Source organism: Sulfitobacter mediterraneus (assembly GCF_003054325.1).
Lineage (GTDB): Bacteria > Pseudomonadota > Alphaproteobacteria > Rhodobacterales > Rhodobacteraceae > Sulfitobacter > Sulfitobacter mediterraneus.
This window is the reverse complement of the sequence record NZ_QBKU01000012.1, coordinates 79,009-99,866: the sequence shown is the minus strand read 5'-3', so window position 1 is coordinate 99,866 and position 20,858 is coordinate 79,009. Positions and strand designations below refer to the sequence as shown.

Sequence of the window (20,858 nt, the reverse complement as noted above, 5' to 3'; positions counted from 1 at the left end):
GCGTTGGCCGCTGCCTAGACCAGAACCGCCCAAATGAAAACCCTTTCGGCCTTGCGGTGCTGCCCCCCATGGCCATAGCGCCGACCGGTGCCGCCAAATGCTCACCCATCTGTCATCCGCGCCGCCCGTTTCCGGGGTTGAAATCAGTCCGGCGCTCTGCCTTCCTGTCGGCTGGATGCGCAGGACGTGAAAAGGGGCCGCAATGACACAGACCAAGATTGCCGTGATCGGAGGATCGGGCATTTACGAGATTGACGGCCTTCAAAACGCCGATTGGGTACAGGTGGAAACCCCGTGGGGCGATCCGTCCGATCAGCTTTTGACCGGCAGTTTGGACGGCGTTGAGATGGTGTTCTTGCCCCGCCACGGACGCGGCCATGTGCACGCGCCCAGCGATGTGCCCTACCGCGCCAATATCGACGCACTCAAGCGGCTTGGCTGCACCGATGTGATCTCTGTCTCGGCCTGCGGTTCCTTCCGTGATGAAATGGCCCCGGGAGATTTTGTCGTTGTAGATCAGTTCATTGACCGCACCTTTGCGCGGCCCAAGTCATTTTTCGGCACGGGTTGTGTGGCCCATGTCAGCGTGGCGCATCCGACCTGCCCGCGCCTTGGAAACGCCTGCGAGGAAGCGGCCAGAGACGCCGGTATCAACGTGCATCGTGGCGGCACCTATCTGGCCATGGAAGGCCCGCAGTTCTCGACATTGGCCGAATCCAAGTTGTACCGCGAAAGCTGGGGCGCGGATGTGATCGGGATGACCAATATGCCCGAGGCCAAACTCGCCCGCGAGGCAGAGCTTTGCTATGCCTCCGTTGCGATGATCACCGATTATGACAGCTGGCACCCGGACCACGGTGAGGTGGATGTGACCGCGATCATTGCCACCCTCATGGGCAACGCCGACAAGGGCCGCGCCTTGGTGTCCCGATTGCCAAAACTGCTGGGGACAGACCGTGCGCCCTGCCCGCATGGGTGTGACCGGGCGCTGGAATATGCGATTCTGACCCAACCGGATGCCCGTGACCCCGAAGTGATGGCCAAGCTGGACGCCGTGGCAGGCCGGGTGATTTGATGAACGCGCGCCCCCGCGCGGGCGAAGAACAGGAAAAACGAACATGACATTCGAATTATGGCTGACCTTTGTCGCGGCATCCTTTGCCCTGCTGTTGATCCCCGGTCCCACGGTTCTGCTGGTGCTGAGCTATGCGCTCAGCAAAGGCCGCTCTGTTGCCGTGGCCTCGGCGGCGGGCGTGGCCTTGGGTGACCTTGTCGCGATGAGCGCGTCGCTGGCGGGATTGGGCGCATTGGTGCTGGCCTCTGCCACGCTATTTACCGCGCTGAAATGGGTGGGTGCGGCCTATCTGGTCTGGCTGGGATTCAAATTGATCCGCTCCGCGCCCAGTGAGGGGCTCTCGGTGCCAGCGGCAGACAACATCACCGCAAGCCGGGTGTTTGGTCACACCGCAGCAGTGACGGCGCTGAACCCCAAATCCATCGCCTTTTTCATCGCCTTTGTGCCGCAGTTCCTGTCGCCTGCCGCGCCGCTCTTGCCGCAGTTTGCAATTCTCATTGCGACCTTTGTCACACTGGCGGCGCTGAACGCTTTGGCGTATGCGCTTCTGGCAGACCGGTTGCGCCAGATCATTGCGCGGCCATCCATCATTACCTGGATCACTCGGGCGGGCGGTGCCGCGTTGATCACTATGGGTGTATTGACCGCCACATTGCGCCGGAGCATGCCATGAAGAACGTACAGGATTATATCCGCACTATCGTCGATTTCCCACACGAGGGGATCATGTTCCGCGATGTGACCACCCTATTTGCCGATCCACGGGGCTTTCGCATGGCGATTGACCAGATGTTGCACCCCTACGCGGGCATCAACATCGACAAGGTTGTGGGGCTAGAGGCACGCGGCTTTATCCTTGGCGGCGCGATCGCCCATCAGCTAAGCGTTGGGTTTGTCCCGATCCGCAAGAAAGGCAAGCTGCCCGGCACCACGATCAGTCAGGACTACAAGCTTGAATATGGCGAGGCGATTGTGGAGATCCACGACGATGCCATCAAAGAGGGCGAAAAGGTTCTGGTGGTGGACGATCTGCTGGCAACCGGCGGCACCGCAGAAGCGGGGATCAAGCTGATCCACCGTTTGGGCGGCGAGATTGTATCTTGCGCCTTTATCATTGATCTGCCCGAACTGGGCGGCCGCAAAAAGCTGGAAGATATGGGCATGGATGTGCATGCCCTCTGCGCCTTTGACGGATTGTGATCAGACCTACCGCAGAACCGCGCCGGGGTTCATAATCCCCTGCGGGTCCAGCGCCGCCTTGATGGCGCGCATCGCCGACAGTTTGGCCGGATCGCCATAGCGTTCCAGATCGCCAACCTTAAGCCGCCCGATGCCGTGTTCGGCGCTGACCGATCCGCCCATCCGGTCGACAAGATCATGGATCAGATATTTCATCTCTTCGCGCTGGTTCTGGTGATCGGCGCGGGATTTGCCCGGCATGGGAAAGACGTTGAAATGCAGGTTTCCGTCACCCACATGGCCAAAACAATTGATCCGAAACGCGCCGAGTTCCGAAATTTGCGCAGTGCCTTGGGTGATAAAGTCAGGGATCGCGCTGAGCGGTACAGAAATATCGTGGCTGGAGATAGAGCCGATACGGCGGTTTGCCTCGGGGATCATTTCGCGGATGCGCCAGAAATCGTCTGATTGTTGCTGGTTCTGCGCGATCACGCCGTCCGTTACCAGACCGGCCTCATAGCCAGCAGCAAACAGGGTTTCCAGCGCGTCTGCGGGGATCAAACCGCCGCTCAGACCCACGTCAATCAACACCGTCCATTCCGGCGCCTCATCAAAAGGCAGCCGCACATCAAGGCCGGCTTCGGCAAGGAAACGCATCCCTTGCCCGTGGATCAGCTCAAAGGCGCTGACCATCTCGCCCAAATGATCGCGGGCCAGTGACAGCAGTTTCAGCGCCGCTGCCGGGCTTTGCACCACCAACATCGCGCTGCCGGTTTGGGCAGGCACAGGAAAGAGTTTGAGCGCGGCACCGGTGATCATCCCCAATGTGCCCTCGGCCCCGATCAACAGATGCCGCAGGTCATAGCCGGTGTTGTTCTTGCGCAGGCGCGTCAGCCCGTTCCAGATCTGACCGTCCGGCAGCACGGCCTCAAGCCCCAGACACAGATCGCGGGCATTGCCATAGCGCAGCACGCCAGTGCCGCCCGCATTGGTGGCCAGATTGCCGCCGATCCGCGCCGACCCTTCGGAGGCCAGCGACAGCGGGAACAGCCGGCCCTGAGCATCCGCTGCGCTTTGGATATCGGCCAGAATCGCACCGCCATCAGCGACCAGCACGTTTTCGTCGGCATGGACCGCGCGGATCTGGTTCATCCGTTCCATCGACAGGATCAGGGGCACTGAGCCATCCTGCGCGACCTGCCCGCCGACAAGACCTGTGCCGCCGCCGTAAGGCACCACGCCGACGCGGGCCGCGCCTGCATGACGGATCACTGTTGCAACCTCCTCTGTGCTGCGCGGCAGCGCCACGGCGGTGGGCTGACCTTTGTAAATGCCACGCGGCTCTTCAAGGTATCGCACATCTGCGGCACGCAGGGTGTCTGCGGGCAAGGCCGCCTCCAGCGAGGACAGGAAGGACGCATCAGCGGAATTGAGTGGTTTTGGTGTCATGCCCTATCAATCAGCATAGGCCGATGAGGATGCAAGGGGGTATTGCGCCGCGCCTGCCGCTTGCGGGCTATCCGGCCTCGGTGCGCCCGCGCCGGTCACCGCGCAGGCACGCATAAAGCACATGGGTCCGCCAGCGCCCGTCAATCTGAAGATAGCTTTGCGCGACACCTTCGTATTTAAAGCCCGACTTTTCCAACAGCCCGCGCGAGGGTTTGTTTTCGGGCAGGCAGGCCGCTTCGATCCTGCTGAGGTCAAGGCGGGTGAAGGCTTGGTGCACCACGGCTTCAATCGCCTCGCGCATGTAGCCTTGGCGGGCAAAGGGGGCGCCGGTCCAATACCCCAAGGTGCCCGCCTGCGCAGGGCCACGGCGGATGTTATCAAGGGTAATGGCCCCGATCAGGGTCTGATCTTCGCGGCGGATCAGGAACAGCGGCATCGCAGTGCCGGAACTGATTGATCTTGAGGCCCAATAGACCCGATTGGAAAACGCCTTGCGGGTCAGATGATCATCTGCCCAAGCGGGTTCCCATTGTTTCAGGTAGCTTTCGCTTTTGACCCGCAGTGCGGTCCAAGGCCGGAAATCTGCCTGCACAGGGGTACGCAGCGTCAAACGCTCTGTTTCGATCTTCAGCTTGCGTTTGATCAGCAACATCAGGCCGCGCGGCGCTCCTCTAGTTGCTGGAGGGTCGGGGCGCCATCAACCGGACCATACAGCGCTAGCGCGGCAGGTGCCTGCGCCGCGATCCGCTCTGCCATGTCGCGCACGTCACCCGTGGTCACCGCGTCGATCTTTTCGATGGTTTCCTCAAGCGGCGGAATGCGGTCCCAGATCTGGATCAACCGCGCCAGACGTTCGGCGCGGTTGGACGGGCTTTCCAGCCCCATCAGCAATCCTGCCTTCATCTGCGCACGAGCGCGGGCGACCTCGGCCGGGGACATATCCGCAGCGGCACGTTTCATCTCGTCGATGGTGATGCCTGCCAGTTCCGGCAGTTGTTCGGCAGAGGTCCCTGCATAGACCGTCATCATGCCCGTGTCGGCATAGGCCCCGGCCTGCGCAAAGATTGAGTAGCACAGCCCGCGGTTTTCCCGAATTTCCTGAAACAGACGCGATGACATGCCGCCACCCAGCGCAGAAGCATAGATCTGCGCCACATAGATATCGTCAGCGCGGTAGCCGGGCGATTCGAACCCAAGCGCAAAATGCGCCTGCTCCAGCGGTTTCAACTGGCGTGTTTCGCCACCCTTGAATTGCGCAGGCGCGGTCTGAAACAACGGCTTGGCGGGCATATCGCCAAACAGCGCTTCGGCCAGTTTGACGATCTCGTCATGATCCACGGCGCCAGCGGCGGCGAGGATCATCTGTTCGGGGCCATAATGATCGTCAATGAACGACCGCAAATCTGCTTGCCCAAAGGCCGAGACCCGTTCTGCCGGACCTAGGATCGTACGGCCAAGCGGTTGGTCGGGATAGGCCTCTTCTTGCAGCCAGTCAAAGATCACGTCATCGGGGGTGTCCAGCGCCTGACCGATCTCTTGCAGGATCACCCCGCGCTCAACCTCGATTTCCTTGGGGTCCAGCACAGGGTTGCGCAGGATATCGGCAATCACATCCAGCCCCAGCGCCACGTCGTTTTCCAGCACCCGCACGTAATAGGCAGTCACTTCGCGCGAGGTATAGGCGTTGATATAGCCGCCCACGTCTTCAATCGCCTCGGCGATTTGCAAAGACGTGCGCCGCTCCGTGCCTTTGAACGCCATATGTTCAAGGAAATGCGCGATACCGTTTTGATTTGGTGTCTCATGGCGACCGCCCGCCGACACCCAGATCCCGATAGACGCCGAGGCAAGCCCCGGCATGTTTTCCGTGACAATACGAAATCCGTTTGGCAGGCGGTGCTGGTTCAGGCTCACGCGTTGAGTTTCCCTTTGATAAGCGTTTTCAGCGCATCAAGATCATTGTCCACGCGGGTCAGGCGTTCGTCGCGGTCAAACAGGTCCGCCATGCGCGGCGGCAGGCCCGGACGCACCCCTGTGGCCGCCTCAACCGCATCGGGGAACTTGGCCGGATGCGCGGTGGCCAGCGTGATCATCGGGATTGCCGGATCGCGCTGTTCGTTGGCCACTTTCACACCAATGGCGGAATGCGGGCATAGCAGCTCAGCCGAGGTTTTCAGTGTGTCTGCGATGGTCGCTGATGTTTCCTCTTCGGAGGCGCGGCCAGAGTGGTAGATCTCTTGCAACGCCTGCAACGCCCCTTGCGACACATCAAAGCCGCCCTGCCCCAGCTCGTCCATCAATTGTTTGATCGCAGCGCCGTCGCGGCCATATGCGTCAAACAACGCCCGTTCAAAGTTGGAGGAAACCTGAATATCCATCGATGGGCTGATCGAAGCATGCACACCGCCCTTGTGATACCCCTGCCCCTTGAGGCACCGGTCCAAGATGTCGTTTTGGTTGGTTGCAACCAGTAGATCTGCAATGGGCAGGCCCATTTGACGGGCGATGTAGCCCGCGAAAATATCGCCGAAGTTGCCGGTTGGCACGGTAAAGCTGACCTCGCGATCCGGTGCGCCCAAGGACACGGCGGAGGAGAAGTAGTAAACCACTTGCGCCAGTACCCGGCCCCAGTTGATCGAATTGACCCCGGCCAGTTTCACGCCGTCGCGGAACTCAAAATCGTTGAACATATCCTTGAGGCGGGCCTGACAATCATCAAAATCGCCATCAACGGCCAAGGCATGCACATTCGATTCTGTTGGCGTGGTCATCTGGCGGCGCTGCACTTCGGACACGCGGCCATGTGGGTAAAGGATAAACACATCGACATTATCGAGGCCGCGGAAGGCCTCGATCGCGGCTGATCCGGTGTCGCCGGAGGTCGCGCCGACAATCGTCACCCGCTCACCCTTGCGGCCCAAAGCCTTTTGGAACATCTGGCCGATCAACTGCATCGCAAAGTCTTTGAACGCCAGTGTCGGGCCGTGAAACAGCTCAAGCAGGAAATGATTTGGCGCAAGCTGCACCATCGGCGCACGGGCGACATGGCCAAAACTGCCATAGGCCTTGGCGATCAGATCGCGGAATTCCTCATCCGTAAAAGTGTCACCGATGAAGGGGCGCATCACGGTAAAAGCGACCTCTTCGTAGGACTGGCCTGCCATTGCGGCGATCTGGTCTTTGCTCAGGGTCGGAATTGTTTCTGGAACATATAGTCCGCCATCGCGGGCCAGCCCGGTCAGCATCGCTTCTTCAAAGCTCAGAACAGGGGCCGTGCCACGGGTGGAAATATAGCGCATGGGTCAGCTTTCGAGTTTGGCACCGCGACGGCGGCGCATAAATAGAATGGACATGGCCAACCAGATGGCAGCCAGCGAAAACCATGTAATGGCGTAATTCAGGTGATCGTTGGGAATACGGCTGGTGTCTACGGGCAATGGCGTCACGACACTGTCTGGCACCGACAGATCGCGGGCCACCACCAGAATCGGCTCCGCTGCCAATGCCGCTGCCAGATCGTCCACATCACGGGCAAACCAGATGTTCAGGTCAAAGTCGGCCTCGGGGGTGAATTGATCGGTTTCCTGCGGCCAGTGCAGATTGCCCGTGACGGTCACCAAACCCTCTGGGGTTGCCACACCCTTGTCGTCCACCGCAACAAAACCGCGGTCCACGAGGATGCGGTCATTAACGGTTTCCAGTGCCGTGATCAGACGATACCCCGCGCCGACTTCCTTTTGAGAGACCAGCACCCGCAGGGTGTCGCCATCAAAGGCCCCTGTCACAGTCACCGGCAAAAAGGCATCGTTTTCGGGATCAGGCTGCGCGGGCAAGGTTACGGGATCGGCAAGGATGCGGGTGTTGATATCCGCAATCAGCGCCTCTTTCCACGCGAGGCGCTGCATCTGCCAAACACCCAACGACAGCAAGATAGCGGCGCCGCCAAGTCCAACAATAATAAGAAAAAGCACGCGGCTCATGGGCGGTAATCTCTGCATCAAAGACAAAGCGCGCGAAGTCCCCTTCGCGCGCCTTGGGTTTTCAGGGATCGAGGCCGCAGATGCAACCCCGTCTGCACGTTCTTAAGCAGGAACGCCCCAGATGTAGACGGCGAAGAACAGGAACAGCCAGACCACATCAACGAAGTGCCAGTACCATGCGGCGGCCTCAAACCCGACGTGTTGTTCGGGGGTGAAATCACCGCGCATCGCCCGGATCAGGCAGACAAACAGGAAGATCGTGCCGATCACAACGTGGAAGCCGTGAAAGCCTGTGGCCATGAAGAACGCCGAGAAGAAGGCATCGCCGCCAAATACCCAGTCATGATGCAGGATCAGTTCGGCATATTCATAAGCCTGAAGCGCGGTGAACGCGACGCCCAGAATAACCGAGATGGCCAACCCGTTGATCAGGTCTTTGCGGTTGTTTTCATGAACAATCGCATGGTGCGCCCATGTCACGGCACAGCCGGACAGCAGCAGGATCAACGTGTTGATCAGCGGCAGGTGGAAGGCGTTGACCGGATCAAATACCGGCGGCACATATTCAGAGCCGACATATTCGTTCATCGGGTACATGGCCTGTTTGAAGAAGGTCCAGAACCACGCCACAAAGAACATCACTTCGGACATGATGAACAGGATAAAGCCATAGCGCAGGCCAAGGCGGACAACACCGGTGTGATCGCCCACGTGGCTTTCGATGACGACTTCGCGCCACCAGCCGAACATCACATAAAGCACGGCGACAAAACCGCCGAGGAACAGAAACGGTGTGACATCGTGCATCCAAAGCACAGCGCCAAAAAGCATCGCAAAGCCGGCAAGTGCGCCCAGCAGGGGCCAGCTTGACGGGCTTAGGATGTGGTAATCGTGGTTCTTAGCATGTGCCATATCGCGGGCGTCCCTCAGCTTTTCTTTAGTTCAGGTCTGTTGTTTTGTCCTGCTCCAAGGCGGCATAGCCTTCGGGCAAGTCAATTTCATAGAATGTATAAGACAGTGTGATGGTATGTACAAACTTCCCATCGCGGTCTTCGACGATTTCTGGGTCTACAAAGAAGCTGACCGGCATCTGCACCCGCTCACCGGGGGCCAAAACCTGTTCTTCAAAGCAGAAACAGTCGATTTTCTCAAAAAACGCGCCCGCGGTGTAGGGGGTCACGTTGTAGCTCGCTTGCCCTGCGATGGGCTGCGAGGTTGGGTTGTACGCCTCATAAAAGGCCAGTCCGGTCTCGCCGATGCGAATCTCCATCTCGCGCACGACCGGCGTAAACTCCCACGCCATGCCGCTGTTGAGCGATGCATCAAAGCGGACCTTGACCGTTTGATCGAGAATCTCGTCCGATGCCGTTTCCACCTGCCCCGGCACGCCGCCAAAGCCGGTGACCCGGCAAAACCAATCGTAGAACGGCACCGACGCCCAGGCCAATGCGCCCATAACCACGACCAGCGACACTGTTTGTGCAACGGTTTTTTGTGGTCCGGTCATTGCCATCAATTGCTCTCCTGAGATTGGGGTGCGGGTGCGCCCATCGCCTTGGTGAAATCTGTTTGGGTGATTTTGACGAAAGTGAGAACCATCACCAATATGACAAAAGCGCCCAGCATCAGGCCCACACCCACATTGCGGCCGCGGCGGCGGTTGTGGATTTCATGTTCGGTCCGCATATTCATCACCAGCCTCCAAGGCCCCATGGCCGCAGCGTTGCTTCGACCAGTATCGCACCAAAGTGCAAGAAGAGGTAAAACAGCGATAGGCGGAAGAACTTGCGCTCTACCTTGTAGTTGTCTGCCTCGGATGCATCTTCGTCGCGTTGCCAGATCCGGTAGGCCCCCAAAAGGAACATCGCGTTGAGCACAATGGCAAAGCTCAGGTAGATCCAGCCGCCGATGGCGGTGAAACCGGTGCCGACAGCCAGAACTGCCAGAACCATTGTATAGGCCAGAATATGGCGGCGCGTTGCCGGACGGCCGTGGGTCACGGTCAGCATCGGCACATCAGCATCGTCATAGTCAGAACGCATGAACAGCGCCAGAGCCCAGAAATGCGGCGGCGTCCACATGAAGATCAGCGCGAACATCAGCCATGCCTCGATGGAAAAGCTGCCGGTGGCGATGATCCAGCCGATCACCGGCGGGAAGGCCCCTGCCGCGCCGCCGATCACGATGTTCTGCGGCGTGCGCCGCTTGAGCCACATGGTGTAGAACACCGCGTAAAAGAGGATCGTAAACAGCAACATCGCCGCTGCCAGCAGATTGGCGGCCAGGCCCAGCATCATCACCGACATGCCCGACAAGGCCACGCCCAGCGCCAATGCCTCGCCCGGTTGCACTTTGCCAGCCGGGATCGGGCGGCTTTGGGTGCGGCGCATAATCTGGTCGATGTCGGCATCCCACCACATGTTCAGTGCGCCAGAAGCACCGGCCCCGATGGCAACAAACAAAATCGCGGCAAAGCCAACCACCGGATGCACGGACACCGGTGCCGCCAACATGCCCACCAATGCGGTGAACACGACCAATTGCATGACGCGTGGTTTGAAGAGGGCAAAATAATCGCCCAATTGTGCCTCGTGTTCTGCTGCAGGAGTATTGGTGATGTCAGTCATCCCATGCCTTTGCCGAAAAGAGATCCCGCCAGGGGATCCGCCAGATTGCTGATGGTCGGAAGGGTGGACCGCAGCCCACCCTTTTCAAGTCTCAGTACCAACAGGGTGCGGTTTCGCCGCACCCCGGTTTCGATTTAGTTGGACGCAACTGTCAGCGGCTGAGGAATACCTGCGTATTCCTCTTTCGCGCGGCCCAGCCATTCCTGATAGGCCGCTTCGGACACCACTTTCACGGTGATCGGCATATAGGCGTGTGCCTGACCGCAAAGTTCCGAACACTGGCCAAAGTAGACGCCTTCTTTGTCGGCGTTGAACCACAGCTCTGCCAAACGGCCCGGAACACCGTCTTGCTTGACGCCGAAGGCCGGGATGGTCCAGGCGTGGATCACGTCGGATGCCGTCACCTGCATCACGATGGTCTTGCCGACAGGCACCACAACGGCGGCGTCCGTGGCCAGCAACCATTCGTCGCGGGAATAGCCTGCCGCCTCAAGCTTGGCGATCATCACGTCGTCCAGACGGTTGGCAATGGCGCCAGCGGCCTCTTCTTCGGAGGTCATCGTCGCAGGGGCACCGATCATGTAGCTGTCAAAGCCAAAACCATCATCGACGTATTCATAGGACCAGTACCACTGGTTGCCGATGGCCTTGATGGTCACGTCCGCCTCAGGAATTTCCTGCTGGCGGAACAAGATCGGCAAGGAATAAGCACCGATCAGGACCAGAATCAGAATAGGCCCGATGGTCCATGCAATTTCCACAGGTGTGTGGTGGGTGAAGGACGCAGGTTCTGGATTGCGTTTTTTGTTGTAGCGCACGATCACCCAAAGGAGCAGTCCGGTCACAAAGACGGTGATCAGGGTGATGATCACCAGAATCAGATAGTCCAGATCGTGAATGTCTTGCGCCAGCCGTGTCACGGCAGGCTGAAAGCCCATTTCGCCGTCAACTGGTGTACCGATCACTTCCAGACCGTCGATGCGCAGATTGTCCTGAGCCAATGCTGGAAGGGCGGAGAAGCTGGCCAGAAGCGCGCTTGCAGAGAGAAGTTTTTTCATAAGTCGTCCTGATCTTGTGACCATTTGTTCTACGGGTTCAACCAAGCGGAGGCCGTTTGGCAGCCGCCCGTTGTAATCTTGATGCTTACAATCATATTCTAAGCTCAAGATAAAGCCATTCGATTGCGTCAAACAGACGCTAAATTCGTTTTTGTGGCTGGAATACAGGATATATCCCCATGAGCAGCAGTGCCTTTCTACCATTTGAAGCGGATTTAGACCGCGACACCGCCCTTTCAATCCTGCGCAGCGCCGTGGCAGGCGCGGACGATGGCGAGCTGTTTTTTGAACGGCGGCGGTCCGAGGCGCTGGTTTTTGATGACGGGCGGCTCAAGACCGCCAGCTATGATGCCTCTGAAGGATTCGGCCTGCGAGCGGTGCGCGGTGAGGTGGCAGGCTATGCCCATTCCACCGAGATCAGCGAAGCAGCTTTGCGCCGCGCCAGCGAAACCGCGCGGCTGGCGGTTGGTGAGGGCGGCGGCACCTGGGCCGATGCGCCCGAAGGCACCAACAAAAAGCTTTATACCGATGATGATCCGATTACGGGTGCGGCCTTTCCTGTCAAGGTCGAGACTTTGCGCGAGATAGACGCCTTTGCCCGTGATCTGGACGCGAGGGTGGTACAAGTCAGCGCGACGATTGCCGCCAGCATTCAGGAGATCGAGATTTTGCGCCCCGAAGGCACGTCAGTGCGGGATATGCGCCCGATGACGCGGGCCAATGTATCGGTGATTGTCGAACAAGACGGCCGCCGCGAAAGCGGCAGCGCGGGCGGCGGCGGGCGCGTCGGCCTTGACGGTTTGCTCGATCCCGCCGACTGGCAGGCCAAAACCCGCGAGGCTTTGCGCATTGCTGTGGTCAACCTTGATGCAGTGCCGGCCCCTGCGGGTGTGATGGATGTCGTGCTTGGCCCCGGCTGGCCGGGTATTTTGCTGCACGAGGCGATCGGGCATGGGCTTGAGGGCGATTTCAACCGCAAAGGATCAAGCGCCTTTGCCGGGCTGATGGGGCAACAGATCGCCGCCAAGGGGGTCACGGTTCTGGATGATGGCACGATCCCGGACCGGCGCGGGTCTATCTCTGTCGATGATGAAGGTACGCCATCGGCCAAAAACGTGCTGATCGAGGATGGCACACTGGTCGGCTATATGCAGGACCGCCAGAACGCGCGTTTGATGGGGGTTCAATCCACTGGCAACGGGCGGCGGCAGTCCTATGCCCATATCCCGATGCCGCGCATGACCAACACCTATATGCTGGGCGGTGACACGGCGCCGGGCGATATTGTGGCGGATCTAAAGGATGGCATTTATGCCGTTGGCTTTGGCGGCGGTCAGGTGGATATCACCAATGGCAAGTTTGTGTTTTCCTGCACCGAGGCCTACCGCGTTGAAAACGGCAAGGTGGGTGCGCCCGTGAAAGGGGCAACGCTGATCGGGGATGGGGCCACCGCGCTCAGACAAATCCGTGCCATTGGCAATGATCCCGCGCTGGATCCCGGCATGGGCAATTGCGGCAAGCAGGGGCAATGGGTGCCGGTAGGCGTGGGCCAACCCACCTTGATGATCGGCGGCCTGACCGTTGGCGGGTCTGCGGCATAGCTTAAAATTAGCGGGCCGGTTTAGTGCTAATCGGCCCTATTCGATTCATCCGTTGTTAACCGTGCGTACCTATACCTGATTCTGCAACGGACGGAGACAACGGGATGACTGACAAGGACCTACATCCTTCTTCCACTCACCCCCCACTCCCACCCACCCCGGAAGACGAACAGTTTGCCCGACTTCGTCTGTTGCGCTCGCGCCGGGTCGGCATTTCGACGTATAAACGTCTGCTGGCTGAACACGGCACGGCGCAGAACGCGTTGGCCGCGCTGCCTCAGGTGGCGCGCGCCGCGGGCGTTTCAGGATACGAGATTTGCCCCGAAGATGTGGTGCGGGCCGAATTGCGGGCGGGCCGCGCCGCCGGTGCGCAGTTGCTGATCCATGGCACGCTTCCCTACCCTGCTGCACTGGCGGAATTGGACGATGCGCCGCCCTTTCTTTGGATGATCGGACAGCCCGATGTATTGGCCCGCCCGATGATCTCGCTTGTGGGGGCGCGCAATGCCTCTTCGCTTGGTACCCGTATGGCCAAGGCACTGGCAAAGGATCTGGCGCAAGCCGGTTATGTTGTTGTTTCTGGTTTGGCACGCGGCATTGATGCCGCCGCCCATCATGCGGCGCTGGAAACAGGCACCATTGCCGTGCAGGCTGGCGGGGTTGACGTGATGTACCCGGCAGAAAACACCGAATTGGCAGGATTGATCACCAAAACAGGGCTGCGTCTGTCTGAACAACCCATGGGCTTGCAACCGATGGCGCGGCATTTCCCGGCCCGCAACCGGATCATTTCGGGCCTGTCGCGGGCCACAGTTGTGGTCGAGGCGGCCGGAAAATCCGGCAGCCTGATCACCGCCCGCGATGCATTGGACCAAGGCCGCGAGGTGCTGGCGGTGCCGGGGCACCCCTTTGACGCACGTGCATCGGGCTGCAACATGTTGATCCGCGATGGTGCGGTATTGGTCCGCTCTGCCGCTGACGTGCTTGAGGCATTGGCGCCCTCACTGGCCGCCGCACCGGAGCTTGCTTTGCCTGCACCGGATCAACAGGCCGCCCGAACCGGCACGGCATTACCCCCGAAAACCGGCAAAGCCAAACGCGGCCTGAGAGAAACCGCATCACTGCATCTGCAGATCCTGTCGCGGCTTGGGCCGTCACCCATGGCCGAGGACCAGTTGATCCGCGATCTGCAAGCCCCGGCGGGCCGGGTCGGCCCCGCCTTGGTTGATCTTGAGATGGATGGTCAGATCACCAGACGGCCCGGCGGTCTGGTGACCAAAGCGGTTTGAACGGCCAGAACAAAACCGCCCTAAAACTGCCCAGCCAGCTCCACCATAACGAGAACTCGCGCCGCTGCCAAAAGGCCATCTTCTATGGCATCATAACGGCAAAGCGCCTTTGCACAGCTGCAAGAAAATCGTCGGCATGCGCACAACACTGCATTGACAATCCCCCCTCCCATCCCACATGAGACAGCGCAACCGCCCACCCAAAATTGATGTAAGGTGCCTTATTTTATGCCCGTAGTTGTTGTCGAATCCCCTGCCAAGGCCAAAACGATCAACAAATATCTGGGCGATAATTACACCGTTCTCGCGTCCTATGGCCACGTTCGCGATCTGCCGCCCAAGGATGGCTCTGTCGACACCGACGCCGACTTTGAGATGAAGTGGGAAGTGGCCAGCGACAGCAAAAAACACGTCAAAGCGATTGCCGATGCGCTCAAAGACGACAACGCATTGATCCTCGCAACTGACCCCGACCGCGAGGGCGAGGCGATCAGCTGGCATTTGCAGGAGGCCCTGACCAAACGCAAATCCATCAAGAAAGACACCCCCGTCAGCCGTGTGGTGTTCAACCAGATCACCAAAAAGGCCGTGACCGAGGCGATGCAGAACCCGCGTCAGGTCGATATGCCCTTGGTTGAGGCCTATCTGGCCCGCCGGGCGCTGGATTATCTGGTGGGGTTCAACCTGTCGCCTGTCTTGTGGCGCAAACTGCCCGGCGCAAAATCGGCGGGGCGCGTGCAATCTGTGACCCTGCGCTTGATCGTGGAACGCGAGATGGAGATCGAGGCGTTTCGCGCCCGTGAATACTGGTCCGTCAAGGCCTTGCTCAGCACCCCGCGCGGTCAGGAGTTTGAGGCGCGGTTGACCACGCTGGTGGGCAAGAAGCTGGACAAATTTGATCTGTCCGATGCCACGCAGGCCGAAATGGCCGTGCAGGCGATCACCAGCCGGGATCTGTCGGTCATGTCGGTTGAGGCCAAACCGGCCAGCCGCAACCCGTCTGCCCCGTTCATGACCTCGACCCTACAGCAAGAGGCCAGCCGCAAGTTTGGCATGGGTGCACGTCAAACCATGAGCACCGCCCAGCGCCTGTATGAAGCAGGCCACATTACCTATATGCGAACCGATGGCATCGACATGGCGCCCGAAGCCGTGACAATGGCCCGCGACGCGATCAAGGATCGCTATGGCGCGGAATATGTCCCCGCGGAACAACGGATCTACAAGAACAAAGCCAAGAATGCCCAAGAGGCGCACGAATGTATCCGGCCCACAGATATGACCAAGGATGCAGGATCGCTCAACCTCGAAGCGGATCAGCGTAAGCTTTATGATCTGATCTGGAAACGGACCCTGGCCTGCCAGATGGCTTCGGCCCGGATGGAACGCACCACGGTTGAGATCGGCAGCAAGGATGAACAGGTCGGCCTGCGGGCCAATGGGCAGGTGGTTCTGTTTGACGGGTTCCTGCGTGTCTATGAAGAGGGCCGCGATGATGTGGTCGATGAAGATGACAAGCGTCTGCCGCAAATCTCTGAGGGTGACAAGATGGACAAACGCGCCGTCACGCCCGAACAGCATTTCACCCAACCGCCGCCCCGCTATACCGAGGCGACGCTGGTCAAACGCATGGAAGAGCTCGGCATTGGCCGCCCGTCCACTTATGCCAGCATCGTCACCACGATTCAGGATCGCGAATATGTCCGCAAGGATGGCAATCGCCTGATCCCCGAGGACAAGGGCCGTTTGGTCACCGCCTTCCTTGAGAATTACTTCCGCCGCTACATCGGCTATGACTTCACCGCCGATCTGGAAAACCAGCTCGATCAGGTCAGCGCGGCAGACGCCGATTATAAAGAAGTGTTGCACCGGTTCTGGCGCGATTTTTCTGCCGCCATCGGCGAGACATCAGAGCTGCGCATCACTGAAGTCTTGGAAAAGATCAACGAGGTGCTTGAGCCGCATCTGTTCCCACCGACCGAAGATGGCACAGACCCACGGCTTTGCCCGCATTGCGGTGCTGGCCGTCTGAGCATGCGCACGGCCCGGTCCGGCGGCGCGTTCATTGGTTGCTCAAACTACCCTGAATGCCGCTACACCCGCCCCTTTGGCCCGCCGGACCCTGAGGCAGAGAAATCTGCGATCCCGCCCGATGGCAAGCTGCTTGGCACGGATGAGGGCGACGAGATCCGCGTGTTCAAGGGCCGCTTTGGCCCATATGTGCAGCGCGGGCCGGTGACCGAAGAGAACAAGAAGCCGCCACGCCAGTCGGTGCCAAAAGACTGGCCCGCCGAAGAGCTGGAGCTGGACCGCGCCTTGATGCTGCTGTCCCTGCCGCGGCAGATTGGCCCGCACCCCGAAGACGGGATCATGGTTTGGTCCAACATCGGGCGCTATGGTCCCTATCTGAAACACGCAGAAAGCACATCGGATCGCGGCGGCACCAACGCCAATCTGGAAAGCCTGGATGAGGTGTTTACCGTCGGGATGAACCGTGCCGTGCAGTTGCTGGCGGAAAAAGTCGCCAGCCGCGGTGGCCGCGGCAAGGCGGCCAAACCGATCCGCGAGATGGGCGAACACCCTGATCTGGGCGGTGATGTGAACGTCATGGAAGGCAAATACGGGCCTTATGTGAAGTGGGAAAAGGTCAACGCGACGATCCCCAAAGAGATTGAGCCTGCGGATTTGACCATGGAACGCGCGGTTGAGCTGATCGAAGAGAAGCTCGCCAAATCCCCGGCCAAGCGGAAGGCGGCGACCAAGAAGAAGGCCCCCGCCAAGAAAGCCGCCGCGAAAAAGCCCGCTGCGAAGAAAGCGCCGGCCAAAAAGCCTGCCGCCAAAAAAGCGGCGCCAAAAACAGACTGACATGACCAGCGGCGCGATGCCGCTGGTCATAGGAATGTGATTTGTCCCGTCATTCTTGTTTTGCCACTAAGAGGCAAAACAAGAATGACGAGGCAAACGATGACAGATCTCCCGATATCCCGCCGCAGTGTCCTTTTGGGCGCAGGAGCCTCAATGCTCATGCCGCAGGTCTCACGGGCCGAACCAAGCGCCCTGCCCCCGGTCCGCCGCAATGCCACCAGTTTCACCATGCAGCATTGGCAGGATCATTTCGATGATCTGGGCAAGGCCGCGATTGTTGCCGATACCACCTCCCGCGCGTTGCATTTCTGGGGCGGCGACGGCGAGACCTATATCGTCTATCCCACATCGGTGCCGCGCAGTGATGAGCTGACCAAGCGCGGCTATACCAAGATCGTGCGCAAACGCGTTGGCCCGGATTGGACCCCGACGCCCTCGATGATGGAGCGCAATCCAGAGCTTAAATACATGCCGCCTGGCCCGGACAATCCGCTGGGCACCCATGCGATGTATCTCGGCTGGCCCGCCTATTTGATCCACGGCACCCATGACACCCGCAAGATCGGGCGGCAATCCTCGGACGGCTGTATCGGTCTTTATAATCACATGATCGAGGCGTTGTACCAGATCGCGCCCATTGGCACGCAGGTGCGCATCATCTGACCAATAGGCCATTTCTGGCTGAATAATTTGACTTCGCCGCGCTGCGGCGTCAAAAGGTATGCCAGTGTATTCTGGACAGCCAAAGGGGAGTGTTTGCCATGAAGAAAGTCTACGGCTCAGCAGCCGAAGCATTGGAGGGTGTGCTGTCAGACGGCATGCTAATCGCCTCGGGCGGTTTCGGGCTTTGCGGCATTCCCGAACTTTTGTTGCAGGCCATCAAAGAGGCCGGCACCAAGAACCTGACCTTTGCGTCTAACAACGCTGGCGTTGATGATTTTGGCATCGGCATCCTGTTGCAGACCAAGCAGGTCAAGAAGATGATCAGCTCTTACGTGGGTGAAAACGCGGAATTCATGCGTCAATATCTCAGCGGCGAGTTGGAGCTTGAGTTCAACCCCCAAGGCACATTGGCTGAACGGATGCGTGCCGGTGGTTGCGGCATCCCTGGCTTTTACACCAAGACCGGTGTTGGCACCGTGATCGCCGAAGGCAAGGATCACAAAGACTTCAACGGCGAGACCTACATCATGGAAGAAGGCATCTTTGCCGATCTGTCCATCGTCAAGGCGTGGAAAGCGGACGCGACAGGCAACCTCGTGTTCCGCAAGACGGCCCGCAACTTCAACCCGCCCGCCGCGATGTGCGGCAAGGTCTGCATCGCCGAGGTCGAAGAGATCGTGCCGACAGGGTCACTTGACCCCGATACGATCCATCTGCCGGGCATCTATGTGCATCGCATCGTGCAGGGCGATCATGAAAAGCGGATTGAACAACGTACAGTGCGGAAGGGTTAAGCCATGTGGGATCGTGATCAAATGGCGGCACGCGCCGCACAAGAACTGCAAGACGGCTGGTATGTGAACCTCGGCATCGGTATTCCGACCTTGGTGTCCAACTACATCCCCGAGGGGATCGAAGTGACGCTGCAATCGGAAAACGGCATGCTGGGCATGGGCCCCTTCCCGACCGAAGATGAGATCGACGCCGATCTGATCAACGCGGGCAAACAGACCATCACCGAACTTCCGCAAACCGCATACTTCGACAGTGCGCAATCCTTTGGCATGATCCGCGGCGGCAAAATCGCCATGGCGATCCTTGGGGCGATGGAAGTGGCCGAAAATGGCGATCTGGCCAACTGGATGATCCCCGGCAAGCTGGTCAAGGGAATGGGCGGCGCGATGGATCTGGTTGCGGGCGTGGGCCGCGTGGTGGTTGTGATGGATCACACCAACAAACACGGCGACAGCAAGGTGCTGAAAGAATGCACGCTGCCCCTGACCGGCCAAAAGGTCGTGGACCGCATCATCACCAATCTGGGCGTGCTGGATGTGGTTGAAGGTGGCCTGCGCATCGTTGAAACCGCCGAGGGCGTCACCGAAGACGAATTGCGTGCCGCCACACAGGCGACAATCGTTTAACCGCGCCCTTCACTAGTAGAATGCAAAAGCACCGCCTGCATCAGGCGGTGCTTTTTTGTGGGGCCGGGCCGCTGCCCCCCTCTTCATTTGGCAAGAAAAACTCAAGAGCATCCGCAGATGCAAACGCGCCCTGTCGTTGGTGCGTTTACTTCATCGCGGCAAACACACAGCCATCGCTGATCAGCTCCGGCGGGCTTTTGCATAGACCGCGTGCCACCTGAAAGGCCGCCAGCACTTTGGGCACATAGTCGCGGGTTTCTGCAAAGGGCGGTACGCCTGCATGTTTGCGTACAGACCCTTCGCCAGCATTATATCCGGCCAGAACCAGAATAGGGTCGTGTTCAAATTCGCCCATCAGCCAATCCAGGTATTTCACCCCGCCCAGAATGTTCTGGTCCGCATCAAAGCTGTCAGAGACGCCAAACCGTGCAGCGGTATCCGGCATGAGCTGCATCAGCCCTTCCGCCCCTGCCCCGCTGATCGCGTCCGCCTTGCCCGCAGATTCGACTGTGATCACCGCCAACACCAAGGCCGGAGACACCTGTGTGCCAATCGTGGCCCGCAAGATATCGATGCCGTTGGTCTTGGCTATGTCCTGCATCTGCTGCAATCGCGGCGCAGGCACCTTGCCCCCGGCCAATGTATCAAGTGCAGGCTGCAACCGTCCGGGGCCTGACCGGGCCGCATCGGGCGATACCTTATCCCAGAACCAATCATAGCGGCCCGGCGCCGATGCCGCGATGGCGCCAGATGGGGTTGTCACAGCCTCGGGGGTGGCTGCCACAGCCGGTGCATCATCAATCTGAACGGTGATGCGACCGGTTTTGCCCGCTTTTGGCGCTTTGATGCGTTTGGATTCGAACTCGGGAAAGGGTTTGGGGCCATCTGCCAGGGCCATTGGGGCCGCCAGACTCGCCAAAAGGAGCGAATATCCAAAAAATCGGTACATGCCTGCCTGCTTTTTTGTGCTTATGGGCTCGATTAAGCGGAAATATCCCATGATTTGCTCCCTCAAACCAGCCAATCGTGGCGAAGAACGTGGCGATTTCGCCCCAATTGACCCTATTTTGCAGCCTTCAAAACCGAATTTCAATTTTATTGAGGAAAATTATTCATCAAAAACATAGAGTTAAAACATTTCTTCAAATTTCTTAACCGGTAAATGGAAAAGTCACATTTGGTGCCAAATTCATGCCCCATTCACCCGGCTATATAGCGTCATACCAAGTCGGACAGGCAGCCAACTGAGAGAGACGGCGCCACACACGGACGGCAGGGTTAGAACTTTAAAACCAAATGATCCTTGGAGGGACATACCATGATGAACTTTATCAAAAACTTCCGCAAAGACGAAAACGGTGCTGTGACTGTTGACTGGGTTGTGCTGACCGCCGCCGTTGTTGGTCTGGCCGTTGCTGCCTACTCTTCCATCTCCGGTGGTGCGACCACACTGACTGGTAACACATCTACCTACCTGGACGGCCGTAACCCTAACACACCTTAAGTTAGACACGACGACCTAGAACGAACAAAGGGGTCGCGCTCTGCTTGACAGGACGCGGCCCCATTTTTCGAAAAGCAGGCAGAAGCCGCTCCCAGCGATTCACAGGTGAAGCTATGGTTAGTGCGATAAAGAAATTTTTTAAATCTG

At 59.0% G+C, this 20,858-nt stretch carries 21 protein-coding genes; 10 read left to right on the top strand and 11 right to left on the bottom strand.

Annotation, left to right across the window (positions count from 1 at the left end):
- Positions 1-202: 202 nt before the first annotated feature.
- From C8N31_RS17390 to C8N31_RS17380, 3 genes are read left to right on the top strand one after another with little or no spacing between them, the layout of a single operon-like run.
- Positions 203-1,075, top strand: coding sequence for an S-methyl-5'-thioadenosine phosphorylase (locus tag C8N31_RS17390; protein ID WP_025046416.1), 873 nt, complete (start codon positions 203-205; stop codon positions 1,073-1,075).
- 43 nt (positions 1,076-1,118) lie between these two features.
- A complete protein-coding gene (locus tag C8N31_RS17385) occupies positions 1,119-1,748 on the top strand; it encodes a LysE family translocator (protein ID WP_025046417.1) in 630 nt (209 codons plus the stop codon).
- Positions 1,745-2,275 carry an adenine phosphoribosyltransferase gene (locus tag C8N31_RS17380; protein ID WP_025046418.1) on the top strand — a complete coding sequence of 177 codons (531 nt, stop codon included), beginning with the start codon at positions 1,745-1,747 and terminating at the stop codon, positions 2,273-2,275. The genes C8N31_RS17385 and C8N31_RS17380 overlap by 4 nt, the downstream gene beginning before the upstream one ends.
- A 6-nt stretch (positions 2,276-2,281) precedes the next feature.
- Here the strand turns inward: C8N31_RS17380 and C8N31_RS17375 are convergent, their stop codons facing one another.
- The 10 genes from C8N31_RS17375 to coxB all read right to left on the bottom strand — a co-directional run bounded on the left by C8N31_RS17375 (position 2,282) and on the right by coxB (position 11,368).
- Positions 2,282-3,703, bottom strand: a complete 1,422-nt coding sequence (locus C8N31_RS17375) for an FAD-binding oxidoreductase (RefSeq protein ID WP_025046419.1) — start codon at positions 3,701-3,703, stop codon at positions 2,282-2,284.
- Between the two features lie 67 nt (positions 3,704-3,770).
- Positions 3,771-4,355: a GNAT family N-acetyltransferase gene (locus tag C8N31_RS17370; protein ID WP_025046420.1), complete on the bottom strand. Its 585-nt coding sequence runs from the start codon at positions 4,353-4,355 to the stop codon at positions 3,771-3,773.
- Positions 4,355-5,617: a M16 family metallopeptidase gene (locus C8N31_RS17365; protein ID WP_025046421.1), complete on the bottom strand. Its 1,263-nt coding sequence runs from the start codon at positions 5,615-5,617 to the stop codon at positions 4,355-4,357. The genes C8N31_RS17370 and C8N31_RS17365 overlap by 1 nt, the downstream gene beginning before the upstream one ends.
- Complete coding sequence (thrC, locus tag C8N31_RS17360) at positions 5,614-7,002, bottom strand: threonine synthase (protein WP_025046422.1); 1,389 nt, start codon at positions 7,000-7,002, stop codon at positions 5,614-5,616. Before thrC ends, C8N31_RS17365 begins: the two co-directional genes overlap by 4 nt.
- A 3-nt stretch (positions 7,003-7,005) precedes the next feature.
- Positions 7,006-7,683 carry an SURF1 family protein gene (locus tag C8N31_RS17355; RefSeq protein WP_025046423.1) on the bottom strand — a complete coding sequence of 226 codons (678 nt, stop codon included), beginning with the start codon at positions 7,681-7,683 and terminating at the stop codon, positions 7,006-7,008.
- Between the two features lie 102 nt (positions 7,684-7,785).
- Positions 7,786-8,595 (bottom strand): cytochrome c oxidase subunit 3, encoded by an 810-nt coding sequence (locus tag C8N31_RS17350; RefSeq protein WP_025046424.1) that lies wholly within the window; start codon positions 8,593-8,595, stop codon positions 7,786-7,788.
- A gap of 25 nt (positions 8,596-8,620) precedes the next feature.
- A complete protein-coding gene (locus C8N31_RS17345; RefSeq protein WP_025046425.1) occupies positions 8,621-9,196 on the bottom strand; it encodes a cytochrome c oxidase assembly protein in 576 nt (191 codons plus the stop codon).
- Positions 9,196-9,375, bottom strand: a complete 180-nt coding sequence (locus C8N31_RS17340) for a cytochrome c oxidase assembly protein (protein WP_025046426.1) — start codon at positions 9,373-9,375, stop codon at positions 9,196-9,198. The genes C8N31_RS17345 and C8N31_RS17340 overlap by 1 nt, the downstream gene beginning before the upstream one ends.
- On the bottom strand, positions 9,375-10,310 hold the full coding sequence (cyoE, locus tag C8N31_RS17335) for a heme o synthase (RefSeq protein ID WP_025046427.1): 936 nt from the start codon (positions 10,308-10,310) through the stop codon (positions 9,375-9,377). The genes C8N31_RS17340 and cyoE overlap by 1 nt, the downstream gene beginning before the upstream one ends.
- 134 nt (positions 10,311-10,444) lie before the next feature.
- Positions 10,445-11,368, bottom strand: coding sequence for a cytochrome c oxidase subunit II (gene coxB / locus C8N31_RS17330; RefSeq protein ID WP_025046428.1), 924 nt, complete (start codon positions 11,366-11,368; stop codon positions 10,445-10,447).
- A gap of 179 nt (positions 11,369-11,547) precedes the next feature.
- Here coxB and tldD point away from each other — a divergent pair, with 179 nt between their 5' ends.
- The 6 genes from tldD to C8N31_RS17300 all read left to right on the top strand — a co-directional run bounded on the left by tldD (position 11,548) and on the right by C8N31_RS17300 (position 19,207).
- On the top strand, positions 11,548-12,969 hold the full coding sequence (gene tldD / locus C8N31_RS17325) for a metalloprotease TldD (protein ID WP_025046429.1): 1,422 nt from the start codon (positions 11,548-11,550) through the stop codon (positions 12,967-12,969).
- Positions 12,970-13,073: 104 nt separating this feature from the next.
- Positions 13,074-14,258, top strand: a complete 1,185-nt coding sequence (dprA, locus tag C8N31_RS17320) for a DNA-processing protein DprA (RefSeq protein WP_025046430.1) — start codon at positions 13,074-13,076, stop codon at positions 14,256-14,258.
- A 228-nt stretch (positions 14,259-14,486) separates the two neighbouring features.
- On the top strand, positions 14,487-17,123 hold the full coding sequence (topA, locus tag C8N31_RS17315) for a type I DNA topoisomerase (RefSeq protein ID WP_025046431.1): 2,637 nt from the start codon (positions 14,487-14,489) through the stop codon (positions 17,121-17,123).
- A 99-nt stretch (positions 17,124-17,222) separates the two neighbouring features.
- The gene (locus C8N31_RS17310) at positions 17,223-17,786 is read left to right on the top strand and encodes a L,D-transpeptidase (protein ID WP_025046432.1); all 564 of its coding nucleotides are present in this window, start codon (positions 17,223-17,225) and stop codon (positions 17,784-17,786) included.
- A gap of 98 nt (positions 17,787-17,884) precedes the next feature.
- Positions 17,885-18,580 (top strand): CoA transferase subunit A, encoded by a 696-nt coding sequence (locus C8N31_RS17305; RefSeq protein ID WP_025046433.1) that lies wholly within the window; start codon positions 17,885-17,887, stop codon positions 18,578-18,580.
- Between the two features lie 3 nt (positions 18,581-18,583).
- Positions 18,584-19,207 carry a 3-oxoacid CoA-transferase subunit B gene (locus C8N31_RS17300; RefSeq protein WP_025046434.1) on the top strand — a complete coding sequence of 208 codons (624 nt, stop codon included), beginning with the start codon at positions 18,584-18,586 and terminating at the stop codon, positions 19,205-19,207.
- A gap of 145 nt (positions 19,208-19,352) precedes the next feature.
- On the opposite strand, the gene C8N31_RS17295 is transcribed toward C8N31_RS17300, so the two are convergent.
- Positions 19,353-20,105: a lytic transglycosylase domain-containing protein gene (locus tag C8N31_RS17295; protein WP_249031129.1), complete on the bottom strand. Its 753-nt coding sequence runs from the start codon at positions 20,103-20,105 to the stop codon at positions 19,353-19,355.
- A 420-nt stretch (positions 20,106-20,525) separates the two neighbouring features.
- Here C8N31_RS17295 and C8N31_RS17285 point away from each other — a divergent pair, with 420 nt between their 5' ends.
- Positions 20,526-20,711: a Flp family type IVb pilin gene (locus C8N31_RS17285; RefSeq protein WP_025046436.1), complete on the top strand. Its 186-nt coding sequence runs from the start codon at positions 20,526-20,528 to the stop codon at positions 20,709-20,711.
- Positions 20,712-20,858 lie beyond the last annotated feature (147 nt).